Origin of the sequence: Chryseobacterium proteolyticum (assembly GCF_046591535.1) — a bacterium.
In the GTDB taxonomy this organism is placed as follows: Bacteria; Bacteroidota; Bacteroidia; order Flavobacteriales; family Weeksellaceae; genus Chryseobacterium; species Chryseobacterium proteolyticum.
This window is the reverse complement of the sequence record NZ_JBJLWK010000002.1, coordinates 455,152-472,889: the sequence shown is the minus strand read 5'-3', so window position 1 is coordinate 472,889 and position 17,738 is coordinate 455,152. Positions and strand designations below refer to the sequence as shown.

General features: G+C 36.2%; 19 protein-coding genes. 8 read left to right on the top strand and 11 right to left on the bottom strand.

All coding sequences use genetic code 11. The annotated features are described in order from the left end of the window. Positions 1-37: 37 nt before the first annotated feature. A complete protein-coding gene (locus tag ACJ5H0_RS08065; protein WP_411248739.1) occupies positions 38-412 on the bottom strand; it encodes a DoxX family protein in 375 nt (124 codons plus the stop codon). Between the two features lie 118 nt (positions 413-530). On the opposite strand from ACJ5H0_RS08065, the gene ACJ5H0_RS08060 reads away from it, so the two are divergent. After that, positions 531-872, top strand: a complete 342-nt coding sequence (locus tag ACJ5H0_RS08060; protein ID WP_411248736.1) for a winged helix-turn-helix transcriptional regulator — start codon at positions 531-533, stop codon at positions 870-872. A 2-nt stretch (positions 873-874) separates the two neighbouring features. Here ACJ5H0_RS08060 and ACJ5H0_RS08055 read toward each other — a convergent pair whose 3' ends face one another. Both ACJ5H0_RS08055 and ACJ5H0_RS08050 read right to left on the bottom strand, forming a co-directional pair. After that, a complete protein-coding gene (locus tag ACJ5H0_RS08055; protein WP_411248733.1) occupies positions 875-1,414 on the bottom strand; it encodes a GNAT family N-acetyltransferase in 540 nt (179 codons plus the stop codon). Positions 1,415-1,423: 9 nt separating this feature from the next. Further along, positions 1,424-2,080: a hypothetical protein gene (locus ACJ5H0_RS08050; protein WP_411248731.1), complete on the bottom strand. Its 657-nt coding sequence runs from the start codon at positions 2,078-2,080 to the stop codon at positions 1,424-1,426. Between the two features lie 335 nt (positions 2,081-2,415). Between ACJ5H0_RS08050 and pafA the strand changes: the two genes are divergently transcribed. After that, complete coding sequence (gene pafA, locus ACJ5H0_RS08045; protein WP_411248729.1) at positions 2,416-4,062, top strand: alkaline phosphatase PafA; 1,647 nt, start codon at positions 2,416-2,418, stop codon at positions 4,060-4,062. A 74-nt stretch (positions 4,063-4,136) separates the two neighbouring features. On the opposite strand, the gene ACJ5H0_RS08040 is transcribed toward pafA, so the two are convergent. Together ACJ5H0_RS08040 and ACJ5H0_RS08035 are read right to left on the bottom strand one after the other, a co-directional pair. Further along, the gene (locus ACJ5H0_RS08040; RefSeq protein ID WP_411248726.1) at positions 4,137-5,270 is read right to left on the bottom strand and encodes a tetratricopeptide repeat protein; all 1,134 of its coding nucleotides are present in this window, start codon (positions 5,268-5,270) and stop codon (positions 4,137-4,139) included. Then, positions 5,267-6,919 carry a helix-turn-helix domain-containing protein gene (locus ACJ5H0_RS08035; RefSeq protein ID WP_411248724.1) on the bottom strand — a complete coding sequence of 551 codons (1,653 nt, stop codon included), beginning with the start codon at positions 6,917-6,919 and terminating at the stop codon, positions 5,267-5,269. The genes ACJ5H0_RS08040 and ACJ5H0_RS08035 overlap by 4 nt, the downstream gene beginning before the upstream one ends. A 149-nt stretch (positions 6,920-7,068) precedes the next feature. On the opposite strand from ACJ5H0_RS08035, the gene ACJ5H0_RS08030 reads away from it, so the two are divergent. Beyond that, positions 7,069-8,385 carry a T9SS type A sorting domain-containing protein gene (locus ACJ5H0_RS08030; protein ID WP_411248720.1) on the top strand — a complete coding sequence of 439 codons (1,317 nt, stop codon included), beginning with the start codon at positions 7,069-7,071 and terminating at the stop codon, positions 8,383-8,385. An 87-nt stretch (positions 8,386-8,472) separates the two neighbouring features. Here the strand turns inward: ACJ5H0_RS08030 and ACJ5H0_RS08025 are convergent, their stop codons facing one another. The 6 genes from ACJ5H0_RS08025 to ACJ5H0_RS08000 form a co-directional block, all read right to left on the bottom strand. Continuing rightward, on the bottom strand, positions 8,473-8,781 hold the full coding sequence (locus ACJ5H0_RS08025) for a barstar family protein (RefSeq protein WP_172279834.1): 309 nt from the start codon (positions 8,779-8,781) through the stop codon (positions 8,473-8,475). Further along, complete coding sequence (locus ACJ5H0_RS08020) at positions 8,778-9,314, bottom strand: matrixin family metalloprotease (protein ID WP_411248716.1); 537 nt, start codon at positions 9,312-9,314, stop codon at positions 8,778-8,780. The genes ACJ5H0_RS08025 and ACJ5H0_RS08020 overlap by 4 nt, the downstream gene beginning before the upstream one ends. 64 nt (positions 9,315-9,378) lie before the next feature. Next, entirely contained in the window at positions 9,379-9,849 is a 471-nt protein-coding gene (locus ACJ5H0_RS08015) for a ribonuclease domain-containing protein (protein ID WP_411248713.1), read from the bottom strand. An 87-nt stretch (positions 9,850-9,936) separates the two neighbouring features. Further along, a complete protein-coding gene (gene nadE, locus ACJ5H0_RS08010; protein WP_411248710.1) occupies positions 9,937-10,728 on the bottom strand; it encodes an NAD(+) synthase in 792 nt (263 codons plus the stop codon). A 14-nt stretch (positions 10,729-10,742) separates the two neighbouring features. After that, the gene (locus ACJ5H0_RS08005; RefSeq protein WP_411248707.1) at positions 10,743-11,270 is read right to left on the bottom strand and encodes a GNAT family N-acetyltransferase; all 528 of its coding nucleotides are present in this window, start codon (positions 11,268-11,270) and stop codon (positions 10,743-10,745) included. Continuing rightward, positions 11,267-11,800 carry a GNAT family N-acetyltransferase gene (locus ACJ5H0_RS08000; protein WP_411248704.1) on the bottom strand — a complete coding sequence of 178 codons (534 nt, stop codon included), beginning with the start codon at positions 11,798-11,800 and terminating at the stop codon, positions 11,267-11,269. The genes ACJ5H0_RS08005 and ACJ5H0_RS08000 overlap by 4 nt, the downstream gene beginning before the upstream one ends. 160 nt (positions 11,801-11,960) lie before the next feature. On the opposite strand from ACJ5H0_RS08000, the gene gldB reads away from it, so the two are divergent. From gldB to ACJ5H0_RS07975, 5 genes are all read left to right on the top strand, one after another. Then, positions 11,961-12,947 (top strand): gliding motility lipoprotein GldB, encoded by a 987-nt coding sequence (gene gldB, locus ACJ5H0_RS07995; RefSeq protein ID WP_411248701.1) that lies wholly within the window; start codon positions 11,961-11,963, stop codon positions 12,945-12,947. A gap of 85 nt (positions 12,948-13,032) precedes the next feature. Further along, entirely contained in the window at positions 13,033-13,935 is a 903-nt protein-coding gene (locus ACJ5H0_RS07990) for an ABC transporter ATP-binding protein (RefSeq protein WP_411248698.1), read from the top strand. Between the two features lie 11 nt (positions 13,936-13,946). After that, complete coding sequence (locus ACJ5H0_RS07985) at positions 13,947-16,145, top strand: thioredoxin-like domain-containing protein (RefSeq protein ID WP_411248695.1); 2,199 nt, start codon at positions 13,947-13,949, stop codon at positions 16,143-16,145. A 24-nt stretch (positions 16,146-16,169) separates the two neighbouring features. Beyond that, entirely contained in the window at positions 16,170-16,496 is a 327-nt protein-coding gene (gldC, locus tag ACJ5H0_RS07980; protein ID WP_345992458.1) for a gliding motility protein GldC, read from the top strand. A 93-nt stretch (positions 16,497-16,589) separates the two neighbouring features. Further along, positions 16,590-17,729 carry a cystathionine gamma-synthase gene (locus tag ACJ5H0_RS07975; protein WP_411248691.1) on the top strand — a complete coding sequence of 380 codons (1,140 nt, stop codon included), beginning with the start codon at positions 16,590-16,592 and terminating at the stop codon, positions 17,727-17,729. The last annotated feature ends 9 nt before the right edge of the window (positions 17,730-17,738 follow it).

The following is a 17,738-nucleotide window of genomic DNA, read 5'->3' as shown; positions in this document are numbered from 1 at the left end:
TCTTTAATTGATTTTGTCGATTGAGTTAGAAATGAGATCATCTCTTTTTCGTCCAGATAATAAACAGAGCCACCAGCAGAAAAAATATATTTATACCAATTTGTCCTGCTTCTCCCCGTGAAATATGAAATACACTTGCGAAAATCATCAATATAATTACTCCATATGCTGTGTATAAGGTAAGCCTTGATTTGAGTGTTATCAGATCAGGAAGAAGAATCCCGATCGCAGCCACCGCATCAATAATTCCTGTTACCAAAACCAAACTACGGTTTTGTTCAGTCCATGGCCACATTTGAGCTAATGTTTCAGCAGGCTGGAATAATTTCATAGAGGCTGCCCAAAGTAGTGAAACGGATAAAAAGATTTTTGCAGCCCAAATGGTAATGCTTAAAATTTTTGAGGTTTTCATTTCTAATGATCTATTGATTTTAATGATTCAAAATTACTTACATTTGTTATGCGGCCATGGTTACTTTCCCTTTGGATAGTACTTTCCGGCCGGAAAGTAATAATGAAATCAATAAGTTATGCTGGCAAAAGGAGGATGCCCCAAGACAATGCTTTCTATTAAGGATGCTCTTGAAGCAGTAGAAGGAAAGTGGAAATTATTAATTTTATTTTCTTTATCTGAAAAACCCAAAAGATTTGGCGAACTTTCTAAAGAAGTAACCGGTATTACAGATAAAATTCTGTCCAAAGAGTTGAAACTTCTGGAGGTAAATAAACTGATAAAAAGGAAAGCTTTTGATACTGTTCCGCCTAAAGTAGAATATTCCATTACAGAGCACGGCATGTCCCTTGAAAAAGTTTTGGACGAGCTGCACTTCTGGGGACTTTCTCACCGATCAAGAATTCTAAGTGAATGGTAGAGCTATAAGACATCAAAGCTCATGTATATTGCTGTTTCCGTAGAGTCATTATAGAGTTTTGTATTGATCCCAGTAAAACTAAATCCTGCACGCAGATAAAATTTTATGGCAAGGTAGTTGGTGTTTTGGGTTTCCAGTTCTACGATTCTGCAATTTAAATCCCGGGCTTCTCTGTTTGCCTTTTTAATCAGTTGCTTTCCAATATCCTGTCCTCTAAATTTTTCACTGATTAAAATATTTTCAATATAAAAGCTATTATTCCACTCCCGGAATTCAGCAATAAGCCAGCCTACAAGTTCACCATTGATAAAGGCCCCGAAAGAGTGTCCCTGCTTTATAACCTCATTGAGATCATTAATCTCATCAGGACCTGTTTCCCAGGTTTTTTTATAATGCTGTTTTTTCTCTCTTAATGAAAATTCAAAAGTATTACCCATCGCAATGGCGGAAACAACAAATATCGTATCTGTCTCATATCCATTAAGTCCCCAATTGATTGTTGGGTCAGATATCAGTTTTTCTAACTTCTTAATTTCTATCATTTGAAAGGTCTATCGGTTAGCAATATTATTTTCATAAAAATCAGTAAATCTTTCAAGGAGATCATCGGGATTTTCCCTGTCAAATTGACCAAATCCCAAAGTCATGATATGCCCTGAAACAAATTGCGAAAATACTGAATTGAAATTCTCAATATAGGTTTCGGCATGCCCTTGCAACTGTATCTCTGCTTCGATCATTTTTGTCCAATGTGGAGGGGTCTCTTCATTCTTTGAATAAGTAAGATAAGGTAAAATAAAAGGGACGAACTTCTGATATTGTTGATATTTATTAGGATCCAGGCTATCATTTGGCCAAACCCTGAATTGTTTTAATCCCAGGTTATCAGATTCTACTACGATTGCAGTTTCATTGTTGGCAACTTCTGTGATCACTTTTTTTTCCTTAAGAAAAATCGAAAACCAGGCACGGTCCCATGCCGTTGCTCCATTTTGATTAACAAGATAATAAGGGTGAAAAATAGAATCTATTGCAATGAAACCTTGATTACCAACGGTATTTCTTATAATTTCCGAAACTGCTTCTTTATCTGAAATTTTCTGCATTGGATTACCATTGATAAAACCATAGATATAATGAGAGTTCCAGAGAGAAGGATCAAATGAAGGGTTATTATCTTCTTCTTGATTAATTGCTTGTGAATGCATTTTTGTGATATTAGGCCAGTATTAATATTCGTCTATTTCGGCTCTTGAAAATTATTGTAATTTTTTGATAATTCCATTTCCGTAATTTTTATTTTTTACTTTTTTCTTAACTCAGGATGAAAAAATCTAATAACCCGTTTTCACTTTTTTTATACTAAATCTTATTTTCATATCGCATATTCAGCCGTTCAATAGAAAAAGACTGATACGGAGAATATCTTTAGACTCATTAAGTATATCAGTTTTAATTAAGATATAAAATCCAAATTTAATCAAAATTTCATACTACAAAACTTTCAAAACCCTTAAATTTGCTAGCAATAAAAATTTACCAGATGCTTAGGAAAATTTCAATTGCGGCACTTACCATGTTGTCCTTAGTTACAATTGATGCTCAGAAGAACAAAAATTCTCAATTAGAAAGACCCAAATTAGTTGTAGGCTTAGTTGTAGATCAGATGCGTTGGGATTATCTGTACCGCTTTTACAATAAGTATGGAAATGATGGTTTTAAAAGATTGCTGAATACAGGTTATGCTTTAAATAATGTTCATATTCCTTATGTACCCACGATAACAGCTCTGGGACATACTTGTATTTATACAGGCTCTGTTCCGGCTATTCATGGAATTGCAGGAAACGACTGGACCGATAAGGAGACAGGAAAGAATGTCTATTGTACTACCGATGAAAGTGTACAGCCTGTTGGAACCACAAATACTAAAATAGGAAGCCACTCGCCGAAAAATCTTTGGTCGACAACTGTGACGGATGAGCTAAAATTAGCAACCAATTTCCAGGCAAAGGTAATCGGGGTATCTTTAAAAGACAGAGCTTCCATTCTTCCGGCAGGACATACTCCAAACGGAGCGTTCTGGTTTGATGATTCCACAGGGAATTTTATTACCAGTACTTGGTATATGAATGATCTGCCACAGTGGGTGAAATCTTTCAATTCACAAAATTTACCTGAAAAGCTGGTTGCTAACGGATGGAATACTTTATTGCCTGTTAATCAATATACAGAAAGTGCACCGGATAACTCTGCTTGGGAAGGTCTTTTAGGAAGTGCAAAAACGCCAACATTCCCTTATAGTAATCTCGCAAAAGATTATAAAGATAAAAAAGACAATATCCGCTACACTCCTTTTGGTAATACCTTGACGTTGAAATTAGCTGAAGCTTCAGTTGAAGGGGAGAAGTTAGGAAATGATAATGTTACAGATTTCTTAGCGATCAATCTTGCTTCAACGGATTATGCGGGACATAAGTTCGGACCTAACTCGATTGAGGTAGAAGATGTTTATTTAAGATTAGACCAGGATCTTGCGGAATTCTTTAATTATCTTGATTCTAAGGTAGGAAAGGGTGAATATACTGTTTTTCTATCTGCAGACCATGGCGGAGCACATTCTGTAGGTTTCCTGCAAGAGCATAAAATTGCTACAGGTTTCTTTGGAGAAAATAGCCAGAAAGATATCAATCAGAAATTAAAAGAGAAATTCGGAGTAGACAAACTGATTAATGCTGTAGACAACTATCAGATTTATTTTGATAGAAAATTATTAAAAGATAATAAGATCGAATTAGATGATGTGATAAATTTTACAGTTAAAGAATTGGAAAATGATCCTACCGTTTTATATGCTGTTTCTGTAACCAAAGTACAGGAATCTTCGATCCCGGAGCCGATTAAGCAGAGAATTATTAACGGAATCAACAGGCAGAGAAGTGGAGACATTCAGCTGATCTCTCATGATTCTATGCTTCCGTCTTATGCAAAAACAGGGACAACGCACAGTGTATGGAATTCATATGATTCTCACATTCCGTTATTATTTATGGGATGGGGAGTTCAGCACGGAGAAAGCAATAAACCTTATTTTATGACGGATATTGCTCCTACAGTGTCTTCTTTACTTAAAATTCAGTTTCCAAGTGGTACGGTTGGAAATCCTATTACGGAAGTGATTGGAAAATAAACTTACCACATAGTATACATTATTAAGCATTCCTTTCGGGATGCTTTTTTGTTGGTCATGCTGAAATTTTCAGATTATGATCTGATCAGTAATTGAATTTCTTTATGGTATTTATTATTTCGTTTCTTAATACTTACGATGAAGTAAATGAGAATAGCAATAATTGCTGAACCGGATAAAATAATCCCAATACTAAGATAGTTGTATTTATTTCTAAGTTCTTTCGCTTTCTTCTGTGTTTCCCTGTTGTGGTTATTGATGGAATGATTAATGGAGCTTAATTCACTTTGTTCCCTTTTAAATCGCATTTCAAAATACTTTTTGTTGTAAACCTGGTAAAGGTCAGGCTTTCCCATGGCCAGATAGTTTTCTGACATTTCTTTGTAGATTCCCTCATTGAGGATTAGGTCTCCTGTATTTTGAGAAAGGCTTTCTGCCTGGATAAGAAGTCCCAGGGCTTTTTCATTTTCCCGGTTTTGCTTGTACATTTCTGCCAAGCCTTTAAGGGCAAATGCTTTGAGACTTTTGGCATTGAGTTTTTCTGCGTATTGTATAGATCTGATAAATGCCTGCCTGGCTTTTTCCTGTTCATTCAGATTAAGATAACAATATCCTATGTTGTAATAAACCACACTCATATTGGCAAAGGTGGTTTTCTTCATTTTTACTTTTTCAAAATTCCCGATAGAGATCAGGAATTTTTCCAGAGCAATTTCCGAGTTGGACTGGCTTTTATAAATCATGCCCCGGATAGCATAGCTTCTAGCTGTTTCAATAAGTTTTTCAGGAGATTCTTTTGGAAGGCGCTCTAAATAACGGTCAGCTTCATTAAGGGTTTCCAGACTTTTGCTGAATAGTTCCATTTGCTGGTATTGTATAGCTACGGAAACCAAAACACTGGTTTGTAGTTTCAGATCGTTGGTCTTTTGAGCCAGGTCTTTTGCTTTCAGAATATATTGAAATGATTCATCAAAGTTTCTTTTTGCAATATTTGCGGTAGACAATAACAGATAAACAGATATGGACTTGTTAATATCCTTTTCCTTTTTCAATAAATTTTTTCCAATGGCTATAGCGTGATCGGGGTTATCATAAATATCGAGGCGGGCCTTTTTGAGCAGTGAATCATGAGAAATGCTCTGAGCACACACGAAAAAAGAATTAACTAATAATATGATCATAAAAATGGTATGGGATCTTATTCTCATAATGCTTTATTTTTTGTGATTTCCTGAATATATACATTGGGAGACATTCCCGTTACTGATTTAAATACTGTTGTAAAAGCACTGTGCGACGAAAATCCTGAAAACTCTGCCAGATAGCTTACTTTATAGTGAAGAAAGCTGGAATCTGTCTTTAATAAATGAGCGATATGGTTGATTCTGAGCTCGTTGATGTACCCATTAAAATTTTTACCTTTGCTGGTATTGATTACTTCAGATAAATATTTGGTGTTAACTCCCATCTGTGCGGATAAAGATGAAAGAGACATATTGCGGTTAAGGTACCGGTGAGATTGCTCCCACTCATTCAATTTTTGGAGAATTTCTTTTTCTTTCTCTTTCGAAATTTTATGGGTGTCTTTTTCAGAGTTAAGGTCAATTCTGTTTTCTTTTCCGGTCTCCACATGATCTGTTTTAAGAGGAGCGGAAAGTGCCCGCAGTTTTTGTTTTTCAAAAAAGTACAGCTGTTTTTTCAGGTCCTTATTTTTGTTTTTTTCCAGAAAGAAATAGATAACCAATGCTGTAATAACTGCAAGAATGATAAAGGTTAAAATCCATAATTTCCTGGACTCATTCTGTTTCTGGAATTCAAGGTTGTTATTCTGGTAAGTTTCTACCAATTTAACGATATACCGTATACCTTCTTTTTGATTGGAATCAAGTTTAGATCTTAATTCGGTATACAGCTTATTGTATTGATGGTATTTTATATCATTATGTAAAGCGAAATTGGTTTTTGCCAGTGATTCATATATCTTCAGTTTCAAATTATTATAAGGAAGATCTTCAATTTCAGAAAGTCCTTTTTCAAGATGGGCAAGGGCTGTTTTATAATTTCCGTTAAGAAAATAATAACGGGATAAATTTTCATTGGCTAAAGCAGAGAGAAAAGGTTGGTCGGGGCTTCTCTCAATATCAGAAATAACAAGATCTAATATTTTTTTAGCATCAATATACTTGTTTTGCCGAAGCAGATAGGAGGCACGGAAGATTTTATTTTCTATGCTGATCATGCGGTTTTCCTCATTATGAAGATCAATATACTGATCACTTTTGCTAAGATTCGCAAAAGCGGTATCAAAATTTCTTATAATGGCAGAATTGATGGCTTGCAGTTGATACAGTTTGGCAACGGTAATTTTAGACTTCGGGCTGTCATTTTTTAATAGTTTAGAATCTGATAAAAGACGGGAAATGATCTCTCCGGACTGGTTATACAAATCTAAATTCTGATATTGATCCGCGAGATTATAATCGCTGAACAGCTGCATAAAATAAGAAAGGTTTTTTCTTTCGGAATCATTTTGCTGTGCTGATGTTGTAACGGATTGTACATAATCCCCTTTCATGGCGTAAGCCTGTGAGATTATATTTTGCAGAATCATTTTATGCTCTGTATTCTGGTCGCTTATCAATAAGCTTTGGGTATAACTGATACAGTTATCCGGATTCTGGTAAAGCTTCTGAAATGCTTTATCTGCTAAAATGGAAAAATCGGGGCCGGATTGGGCATGGTAAAAAACGGAGGATAAAAAAGTCAGGAGTAAAATCGCACATTTTATGACACTACAAGATAAAAATAATTCGTTTTTTGCTTTTCTTTTTTCAATCGTCTTACAATCTGTCCTCAAAGTTGAATTTTTATAATATGGTGATTTTTAATTATTTAAATTTTAAATGTTTTTGGATTTCACGAATTATGTAAGCCAAATTCTTTTTAAATGGTAAATATAATATTAATATTGTTTCCGCCAATTCAAAATATTAAAACCAAATAAATATGGAAAACTTTTACAAGATTTTAACAAAAACGGTATACGCTTACTTTTTATTCAACCTGTTTTCGGTCATGAATGCTCAGGTGACGGTGATGGCGACAGCCAATTACTCACCCGGTGCAGTATCTGATAACGGGGTTGTAAGCATGCAGAGTAGTGGTGGTCAGATTTTTAAATGGGACGCTGTTAACGGGTTGTCTCAGATCGGAGCAACCTCTAATGGCTATCCTGGTGCAGGGAGGGCTGTAATTTCTAATGACGGGACAAAAATTGCCTCTACAATGACCAATACGGGTACGGGATTTAATGAGATATCAGTTTATGATATCGCTAATTCGACATGGACTTCCCTGGGAGGACTTGTTCCTACAGGATGGGACGGTTCTGTAAGTTCTACCTGGGGATTGTCGTATGACGGAAGTATCATTGTAGGATTAGGATGGTTAACTGCTGCCAATGCTCATGCGGTAAAATGGACTGCACAAAACGGAATGATAGACCTGGGAAGCATGGTTTCGGGAAGAAGTTCGAGGGCTAATGCCGTAAATGCTGATGGGACGGTAGTGGTGGGCTGGCAGGATGAAGATAACGGGACCAGAAGTGGTGCTAAATGGGTGAATGGAACAGAAAGCTATATTACAGACAGTAACGGAAATAATGTTGGCGAAGCAGGAGCCGTTTCTGCCGACGGAAACACAATAATTGGGGCAGGTATGCCCAATCCTTATGTATGGAACAGTACTTCAGGACTTACTTACATTACACATCCTAATTCCTCAGCCTTCTTCAGAGGCGGTGCAACCGGAATTTCTGCTGATGGCGGAACGGTAATAGGTTATTTCAGGCCTTTTGCAGCACCTCCGATGTCTGGAGAAGGCTTTATATGGACTGCTGCCGTGGGGAGAATCAATTTAAATGATTATGCGACAAGCCTGGGGATCAATACTCAGGGAATAACGATGTCCCTGCCGTTGGCTATTTCCCATGATGGGAAAAAAATAGCGGGTGTTGGGACCAATTCTTCCAATCAGATTGTAGCATTCTATCTGGACCTTTCTGAATTCTTATCTACCCACGAAGCAATCAAAAAAGGTCAGGGAATATCTGTCTATCCCAATCCGGTAAAAGATATCCTCTACGTGAAAGGAATTGAAAAAATAGAAAAAGCTGAAATTTATAATATGGTCGGTCAGAAAGTAATGACCTCAGATTCTGCAGGAAATCAGATTAATGTTTCCTCATTGTCGACAGGGAATTACATACTGCAGATTTTTGTGAAGGGGGAAATTTTACAAAGTCTAAAATTCATTAAACAGTAGATAAAAATTGGACACTTTTATTTGACTCAGGCCAAAAAAAACTCGCAGATACATCTGCGAGTTTTATTTTTTTGATGGGATTTAAGTTTAGTCTTCTTCGGGAGCCTCTTCGTCATCATCTTCATACTGCTCCAGGTAATAGCTGAAAGTAAAACCCTCAAGCTCTTCTTCTGCATCCTCCAGGGTGGTGAGCAGGTCCTCAAATAATTCCAGCTGATCTACCGTTAAATTAACAAACTCAAGATGCAGAGGCATTTCCAGGTCACCCGTAATAACATCATAAAGGGCATCAAGATTGTCCCCAAAATGTTCCGGAAGACTGATTTTCTCTTTCAACTGGCTATAGAAATCTTCATAATCTCCTATATCTGTAAAATCTATATATACTGTTTTCATATTGAATTGAATTTCCAATTTTTATTTATTAAAAAGGCTTTGCATTTTTTGCAAAAATCCACCTCTTCATCTGTGGGATTTTTACCTTCTGCGCTCCTCATAAAACATGTTTTTTCAGGGCAATGCTCCAATCCCTGTGTGTGACCAAGTTCATGAATGGCAATTTTAAAAAGCTGTTCATCAGCTTTTGCTTTATTTAATCTGAAATTTGATGCTACGCATGCTTTTCCGGGTCTATAACCGAGTCCCATTATACCAAAGTCTTTTATTTTACCCTTAGTGGTGCTTATATCTTTTGATGTTAAGCCGATTGTGACATAACCTCTGTCGGTTCTGTTATTTAAAAATCGGATAACAGAATCAGCCTTGTAGCGTTTTCTCTCCGGATAATAAGCCTCTTCCGGTAAATCGATAGCATTCAGAATTTTTATATCCGGATATATTTTCCTGACCTCATTGCTTACGAATTTTACACTTTCAGGTTTTAAATCATTAAACGGCTGAACCAATACTATCAATCCTTTATTTTCCATTGTCAGCTTATGCGATTTATCTGAACAGGAAAATAGAATAAGCATCAGTATGCTGATTAAGCAGCTACTGTTTTTCAAAACTTTTATAATGATTTTTGGTAAGATATACATCCCCATCTTTTGTGAAAATAATGCGGTCGGCATTTCTACTTCCACAACTGTAATTTACATCAGCTTCATAGTATTGATTCCCTTGCGGAAGACTTCTTTCTCTGTTTCCGAAGCGGTCTCCTCCTATGGCACGTCCGGGGAGAACATCGCAAAGATTTCCCTTCGAAGGATTCCAGCCAAGCTTTCTGGCTTCATTTTTTGTAATGTAATAATCAGGTAACTGATGATGTTCCTTTACATAACTGATTACCGTTTTTTCTGCGGTAAGCTGATCGATAGATTGTTGATTTGCTGTACCGGCAGTTGTGCTGTATTCAGCTTTTGGATTCTGAATATCTTTTTCTGTACCAGAAAACTTATTAAAAATATACATCACAGACATTCCAAACAGAAGGCCGATGCAGGCAAAAAATACGGGTCTCATTTTACTATTCATACTCTATTATATACTTTACCAATATAAACAATCTACCAATTTTACCAAGACGGTGATATTAGCATACTGATTATTTTATGATCTCCATTCTTCAGGAATATCACAAACAGGAATAGGATTCATTTTATGCTGGGCTGCTTTATGCATTCTGTCAAATATTAAGAATACCTCGCGATCACGTCCCTCATAATCTTCTGCAGTTTTAGAACCATATTCCTTCTGGATCTTTTCAAGTTCCGGATAGGTGGCACCAATTTGTTGCTCGTCAGTCCTGTCTACATCCCAAAGTCCATCTGTAGGAATAGCTTCCTGGATATTTTTAACAAGGTTCAAGGCTCTTGCAAGTGTATAAACTTCTGTTTTATAAAGGTCTGCAATAGGGGAAACATCAACACCTCCGTCTCCATATTTGGTGTAAAATCCGATTCCGAAATCCTCGACCTTATTTCCGGTTCCACAAACCAATAAGCCGTTAAGCTGTCCATAATAATATAAGGTAAGCATACGCAAACGTGACCTTGTATTGGCAAAAGCTAATTTTTCATTCGGATACAAGTCATCCTTTACATCGAAAGTCTTGTACAGTTCTTCAAAAGCAGGAGTCAGATTAACAGACATGGCTTCTACATTAGGAAATCTTGACTTTAGATCATTCATGTGCTCCCATGCACGATTTACCTGATCTTCTTTCTGACGGATCGGCATTTCTATTAATAAAGTCTTCAGACCGGTCATAGCTGCTAGTGTTGATACTACTCCTGAGTCAACACCTCCCGATACTCCAACCACATATCCGTTTACTTTTGATTTTTCTGCGTAATTTTTTAACCAGCTTACAATATGATCAATTACTTTTTGTGTCTGCATTATATATGATATTTTTAATCTATTCCAAATTCTTTAGGATATGTTACAATCCCGGTTACATTTTTTAAAGCATCGGGTATCAATTCTATAGCCATCCCATTTTCTTCCGGAAGGTCAAAAGGAAATGATATTCCAAAATTACTTGTTTTTTTATATCCAAATCTCGGATAATACTTTTCATGGCCTATTAAAATGACTGATTCATAACCCAATTCCCTGGCAATTTTATGTCCATAACTGATCAGTTGACTACCTATTCCTTGTCCCTGATATTGAGGTTTCACGGAAACAGGAGCCAGAGCCAATGAATTGAAGGCTTTGTCATTATTTTTAACGGACAGTATGGTGAAAAGTATATGGCCGACAATTTCGTTTTCTATTTCGGCGACAAGGGATAATTCTGGAATGAAAGCATCCGATCTTCTTAGCTTTTCTACTAAAAACTGTTCCTGATGGTCGCTGTGTTCCGCATTTTTAAATGCCTGTTCCACCAATTCAAAAACCTGTGGATAATCTTTTTCCAGTTCCTGTCTTACAATCATTTTTTTGAATTGTATTTTTCACGTTTCAGTTCATACCAAAAGCATATACCGTCCGGTTCTTCAAATTCCCCTTTATTTTCAAATCCTAACTTACTCAGTATATGATTGGAACCAGTATTCTCAGAATGCGCACAGGCATATATAACGGGGAGATCAAGATCATAAAACCCAAAATCCAAAGAAGCTTTTGCAGATTCAATCGCATATCCCTGACCCCAAAATTCAGGAATAAAACGATAACCGAGATCGTAAATGTTCTTGTAGCCATTTATTTCTGTAGTGATGAATTTTAAACCGCTCCATCCAATTAAAAGATTGCTCTTCTTTTCAATCACTGCAAATCTTCCCACACCATTATCCTCGTATTGCTGTTGAATCATTTTAATAACATTTTCAGATTCACTGATATCTTTTGCCGGGGGGGTACATACATACTTTACCACTTCCGGATCGGAATCCAGAAGGAAAAGACGCTCGGCATCATCAGCTTCGAATTTTCTTAGAATCAGTCTTTCAGTTTCCAGTTGCATATGTTTATTTTTTAATCAATAACAGATTTCGAAATGGAATGGGTATTTTAAATCATGAAAAAAGGAAAACATTGCAGCAAAGCAAGCTGTTTTATTTTATTTTCATCATGATATTATGTTTAAATCCGTATTTTCGTAACCTTAAATTTCTGTAAAAATAATGAAGATTTTTAGAACTATAGCGCTTTCTTCTATATTAGTTTTAGGATTGTACTCCTGCAAGAAAGAACCGGACAATGTATGGAAAGTAGAATTAAAGGAACCTGCCGAAAAAGTTGAGATGACAGATATTTCCAGTCAATTCTACGACCAGAATATCCCTCTGGAAAAATTTAAATCGGAGTTTCCTTGGTTTCAGGGTACTGTTTCTGATGAAGATTTTGGAAAGAGAAGAGCTGACGCAGAAGAAATAAAGATTTATAAAGAGGCCGTTGCAAAAATTGATCAGAAGAAACTACAAAAAGAGCTTCAGGACCTGTTTTCACATATCAGGCATTATTTCCCGAAATTTAAAAGCCCTAAAGTGTATCTTTTTTCATCAGCGTTGCAGATGATTCAGGATCCGGTTTTTTATGATGAAAAAGGAAACCTTTTGTTTATAGATATTACCGGGTTCATGGGGGACAAAAACCCAAATTACAAAGGACTGGAATTGTATTTCCAGAAATCCATGAATCCAAACAATATTGTCCCTAAAGTATCAAGGATGTTTGCCGAAAACATTGTTCCTTTCTCTACAGATCATCAGAAGTTTATTGACCAGCTGATATATAACGGAAAAGTAATGATCCTCCAGGACGCATTTCTTCCGGATACTCCTGATTACCTTAAAATGAATTATACGAAACAGCAGTATGAGTGGGCAGTAAGCAATGAAGGCAACATCTGGAATTATTTTGTCGAGAATAATTTATTGTTTGGGGATGACCACAGACTGGAGGAGCGTTTTATCTCTCCGGGACCTTTTTCTAAATTTTATACCGATATCGACAATGAATCGTCTCCGCAGATCGGTATTTATACAGGATGGCAGATCTGTAAAAAATATCTGAAAGAAAAGCCTGAGGTAAAGCTTACAGATTTTCTTAAAATGGATGCAACTGAAATTTTTAACCAATCTGGTTATAAGCCTGCTGTAACAAAATAGATTATTTTTAAGACCTATATAAGACCTTTTGTGAAGAACAAAAGGTCTTTTCTATTTTTTAGACACTAATCAAAAATACCTATGTATGGAAAATCTGATTACAATCCGGGACCTCAGTTACGGATTTTCAAAAAATAAACTTATTCTTAAAAATGTGAGCCTTTCGGTTCCGAAAGGAAGTGTTTTTGGGTTCCTGGGAGCTAACGGAGCGGGTAAATCAACGACCATGAAGCTTATGCTGGGCAGTATTCCCGATGAAAACAATACCATTGAAATTTTTAGTCAGAAATTGCCTGAACTTTATCCTGATGGGTTTCAAAGGATCGGAAGCCTTATAGACAGCCCTGCCTTTTATGATCATTTGTCAGGCTGGGATAATCTTACTATTCTTTCCAAATTAAGAAACCTCCCTGATTCTGAGTGTGAAAGAGTTTTGAATCTGGTAGATCTCTGGGACAGCAGGAAAATGAAAATGAAGAAATATTCATTAGGGATGAAGCAAAGGCTTGCAATCGCTATGACACTTCTTGGAAATCCCGAACTTCTGATCCTTGACGAGCCGGTGAATGGTCTTGATCCTAACGGGATGTTAGAGATCAGAGAACTATTGCTTAAACTCAACAAAGAACAGGGTATTACGATATTCATTTCAAGTCATTTGTTGCAGGAAGTGGAAAAAATGGTCACCCACCTTGCTATTATATCGCATGGAGCCATCAAATTTTCCGGAAGTGTTGAAGAGCTTAACACCCATTACCGCCATAACCATATGAGGGTAGGACTTAATAATGCACCTCAATTTTTACAACATATTCCTGAATATTATGCCCCTCAGATAATTGATGATCATACTTTAGAAATTACCGTGCAATCCAGGGAAGACATCATCAGACTTACCAAGAAACTGGTTGTAAATGAAGCAGAGATTTTTGAAATCAAAAATAGTGCGGGATTGGAAGATTGGTTCATGGAAATAACAAAAAATTAAAAACAGCACAAATGAAAAAGTTAACAACACTCATCAATACGGAATGGCTTAAAATAAAAGGTTTGGGATTGGTTTATTTAGCAATAGTACTTGGTATGCTGATTCCTCTTCTTGCTTTTTTGACCAATACCTTTAATCCCCGATTTATTACAGAGGAAGAGCTTCCTCTTTCTGTTTTTGAAAGCTCTATAACGGATAGTTTTAAAGCCTTTTCCATCTTTTTTCTTTTGCTTTATATCGTTATTGCGGCCAACAGGATCGCTCAGGTAGATCATAAAAATAATGGATGGCAGCTTATGGAAACTCAGCCCATCAGCAAACTGCAATTGTATCTCGCAAAATATGTGGTATTGTTATTACTAAGTTTTTTATGTATTGCTTCTTATTTTACATTCAGTAATATCTTTTCATTTCTGGATTATTATATTCACCCAAGTACAACAAAATTGTTAAGCTTCGATACAATCTGGATGCTTAAGATGTTCATAAGATTATGCATCGGAGTATTGGGTGTGGCAGCTGTTCAGCTCTGCATATCAGTAGCTTTTCCAGGTTTTATATGGGCTTTTTTGGTGGGTATTTTAGGGCTTATAGTCAATACCTATTCTTTGGTACAAAGAGCAGCATTTCCTTTTTGCCCCTACAACTCTATGTATATTCTGTCCAAAACACCTAATGTAAGAAACCTGAATTATTTTATCACTTACAGTGAATATCTAAGTATATTCTGGGCCATTGTATTTTTTATTATAGGTTATTTCTGGTACAGAGGAAAAGGATTTAAATCTGCATTTCTACGTCATAAAAAGCAAATAGTACTTTCATCTGTTTTTATTATAGTTTCAGCAGGAATATTTTTCATTATACAGCAACCTAAAGATTACAAAAGTAAAGGTGCAGGGGTTGTTATCAAAGGTACATTATATACTGATCTGAAGATTGATTCTGTAAAAATATTCTCTAAGGATTTTCATAAGCAGGTAGGAAGTGCCATTGTAAAAAACGGATCATTCCTGTGGGAAACCCGTCAACAGATTCCATTTGATCAATATAGTCTTGAATTTGGAACCAAAAGAATCGATTTCATGATGGGAAGCGGAGACCGTTTTGATTTTGACATCCGTTGTAATCCTTTAAAAATTCAATATTTTCTAATCTCCAACAGGTCTGCCGAACAGCAGTATAATACAGAAGAAGATGGATTCGGATATGAATTCTCATATGCTGTGGAGCAACAGAAATACAATGATAATCCTTCAGAGTTTTATCAGCTAGCGCAATCCGATTGGAATAAAAATATTAAGAGATTGGAACATTATACAGATGCTGAAAATAATGCCTTATCTGATGAATATAAATCTTACAGGAAGCAGCTTCTTGCCATTCAGTATTTGAACGAGATTAATAACTATCGGAAAATGACTTCCTGGGATGACCCTAAATTTGCTGCTCCGAAAGAATTTTTAAACGAACTGAATTCTAAAATTAAAAATCCGACGGTTCTGTTAAGTAAAAATGATGATTACTTACAATACAGATTGGATAAAATGCTCACCGACAGGGACCGGTTGTCCAATCCTGACAGTATTCTTTTTGTGAAATTAAACGCGTTACCCGATAATATCGACAAAGACCGTTTGGTTAGTAAACATCTTATAAAGACCATGGAGCTGGAATCGGATAGTACTTTAAGGAAGCAGCTTTTTGAAAGAGAATTCCGGATGTTAGGAGATAATGATTATAAAAAGCTGGCAACATCGAAATATGAACAGCTGACCATCTCTCAAAAAGGAGCCGCATTTGTAGATTTAAAATTTCTGGATAACAAAGGGAAGTCGCACCAGCTTTCGCAATATCGTGGAAAATATGTGATCATTGATTTATGGGCAACATGGTGTGGCCCTTGTAAACAGATCCGGCCGATATTTGACATGAGAAGTATTAAATATCAATACTATAGTAATATTCAGTTTATTTCAATAAGTCTTGACCAGGATAAATCAAAATGGCTGAATTATCTAAAAACAAAACCATCCAAAGTACCTCAATACTGGCTGGCGGATGCTCAGGAGTTTATGAACAGATATAAAATTCAAACTATTCCCAGATTTATTATTATAGATCCTGATGGAAAAGTTTTTAACATGAACAGCCCTTTTCCTGATGAAGATAATTTCGTAGAAATTTTAGATAAGCTCAAGAAGTATTAACTTTGTGAAAAATTTAAAATTGATATGAGAAAGACTCAGATAACGATAGACGTTGAATTAGATGAAAATCACATTCCGGAAACCATAACATGGAATGCTCAGGATGGAGGAATTGAAAAAGAAGAAACTAAGGCAACGATGATTTCTGTTTGGGATGAAAAAGCAATGGAAGCATTAAGAATTGATCTTTGGACAAAAGAAATGCCTGTGGATCAGATGAAAATGTTCATTCACCAGATTTTAGTTTCATTAGGGAATACCTATCAGAGAGCGACAGGAGAAGAAGATGTGGCGCTGTGGATCGAACAAATGGCAGAGGAATTTGCGGTAAAATCTGCGATAAAAATGTAAACCAATTACTAATATATCAATCTTATAGTGTAATGCATCAATAGCATTTTTAAATAATTACACTATTGGATTGTTGGATTAAAAAAAAATATTATGAATTTTAATACAAAAGTTATTCACGGTGGCCAGCACCATGAATCTGCAACAGGTTCCGTAAATGTTCCTGTATTTTTAACTTCTACTTTTGCACAAAAAAGTCCGGGTGTTCACTCCGGTTACGAATATTCGAGAGCTGCCAATCCTACAAGACAGGCTTTAGAAGATTCTTTGGCAAGTATTGAAAATGGAGCAAGAGGTCTTGCTTTCGGTTCAGGTCTTGCAGCGATCGATTGTGTTTTGAAGTTACTGAACCCGGGAGATGAGGTAATAGCTGTTGATGATTTGTATGGCGGAACATACAGAATGTTTACAAGACTTTTTGAGAAATACCAATTGAAATTTACTTTCGTGAATTTTGATGATGTTTCTAAAATTTCAGAATTTATTACAGATAAAACAAAGCTGATCTGGGTAGAAACACCTACGAATCCTCTGATGAAATTAGTGGACATCAAAGCTGTTGTTGATATCGCTAAAGGAAAAGATATTTTGGTAGCCGTAGATAATACTTTTGCAACGCCTTATTTACAAAGACCTATCGATCTGGGAGCTGACATTGTTATGCACTCCGCAACAAAATATTTAGGAGGACATTCTGATGTTATTGCAGGAGCTCTTATTGCTAAAGATGCTGAATTGGGAGAGAAACTACATTTCATCCAATTTGCAAGTGGAGGTATCTTAGGACCACATGATTCTTATCTGGTTCTTAGAGGGATTAAAACCCTGGCATTAAGAATGCAGAGACATTCGGATAACGGACTGGAAGTCGCAAAATATCTTGAAAGCCACCCTGCAGTTGATAAGGTAATCTATCCGGGATTGGAATCTCATCCACAGTATGAATTAGCAAAATCCCAAATGAAGGAAGCTGGAGGAATGGTTTCATTTACTTTTAAATCCGGAAAGAAAGAAGATGCCGTCAAATTCCTTGAAAGAGTAAAAGTCTTTACCCTTGCTGAATCTTTAGGTGGAGTAGAATCTCTTGCTAATCACCCGGCATTGATGACTCACGCTTCCATTCCTGCTGAAAAAAGAGCTGAATTAGGCATCACAGATGATTTGGTTCGTCTAAGCGTTGGAATTGAAGATGCTGAAGATCTTATCGCTGACCTGGAAAGAGCTTTTTCTTAATTGAGATAA

Excerpts from the sequence above, each read along its gene's own strand:
- ACJ5H0_RS08065 (WP_411248739.1), bottom strand. The coding sequence starts at position 412 with ATGAAAACCTCAAAAATTTTAAGCATTACCATTTGGGCTGCAAAAATC.
- ACJ5H0_RS08030 (WP_411248720.1), top strand. The coding sequence starts at position 7,069 with ATGGAAAACTTTTACAAGATTTTAACAAAAACGGTATACGCTTACTTT.
- pafA (WP_411248729.1), top strand. The coding sequence starts at position 2,416 with ATGCTTAGGAAAATTTCAATTGCGGCACTTACCATGTTGTCCTTAGTT.
- ACJ5H0_RS08020 (WP_411248716.1), bottom strand. The coding sequence starts at position 9,314 with ATGGAAAATAAAGGATTGATAGTATTGGTTCAGCCGTTTAATGATTTA.
- ACJ5H0_RS08055 (WP_411248733.1), bottom strand. The coding sequence starts at position 1,414 with ATGATAGAAATTAAGAAGTTAGAAAAACTGATATCTGACCCAACAATC.
- ACJ5H0_RS08000 (WP_411248704.1), bottom strand. The coding sequence starts at position 11,800 with ATGCAACTGGAAACTGAAAGACTGATTCTAAGAAAATTCGAAGCTGAT.
- ACJ5H0_RS08005 (WP_411248707.1), bottom strand. The coding sequence starts at position 11,270 with ATGATTGTAAGACAGGAACTGGAAAAAGATTATCCACAGGTTTTTGAA.
- ACJ5H0_RS08025 (WP_172279834.1), bottom strand. The coding sequence starts at position 8,781 with ATGAAAACAGTATATATAGATTTTACAGATATAGGAGATTATGAAGAT.
- ACJ5H0_RS07985 (WP_411248695.1), top strand. The coding sequence starts at position 13,947 with ATGAAAAAGTTAACAACACTCATCAATACGGAATGGCTTAAAATAAAA.
- ACJ5H0_RS07990 (WP_411248698.1), top strand. The coding sequence starts at position 13,033 with ATGGAAAATCTGATTACAATCCGGGACCTCAGTTACGGATTTTCAAAA.
- ACJ5H0_RS08060 (WP_411248736.1), top strand. The coding sequence starts at position 531 with ATGCTGGCAAAAGGAGGATGCCCCAAGACAATGCTTTCTATTAAGGAT.
- nadE (WP_411248710.1), bottom strand. The coding sequence starts at position 10,728 with ATGCAGACACAAAAAGTAATTGATCATATTGTAAGCTGGTTAAAAAAT.
- gldC (WP_345992458.1), top strand. The coding sequence starts at position 16,170 with ATGAGAAAGACTCAGATAACGATAGACGTTGAATTAGATGAAAATCAC.
- ACJ5H0_RS08050 (WP_411248731.1), bottom strand. The coding sequence starts at position 2,080 with ATGCATTCACAAGCAATTAATCAAGAAGAAGATAATAACCCTTCATTT.
- gldB (WP_411248701.1), top strand. The coding sequence starts at position 11,961 with ATGAAGATTTTTAGAACTATAGCGCTTTCTTCTATATTAGTTTTAGGA.
- ACJ5H0_RS07975 (WP_411248691.1), top strand. The coding sequence starts at position 16,590 with ATGAATTTTAATACAAAAGTTATTCACGGTGGCCAGCACCATGAATCT.
- ACJ5H0_RS08040 (WP_411248726.1), bottom strand. The coding sequence starts at position 5,270 with ATGAGAATAAGATCCCATACCATTTTTATGATCATATTATTAGTTAAT.
- ACJ5H0_RS08015 (WP_411248713.1), bottom strand. The coding sequence starts at position 9,849 with ATGAGACCCGTATTTTTTGCCTGCATCGGCCTTCTGTTTGGAATGTCT.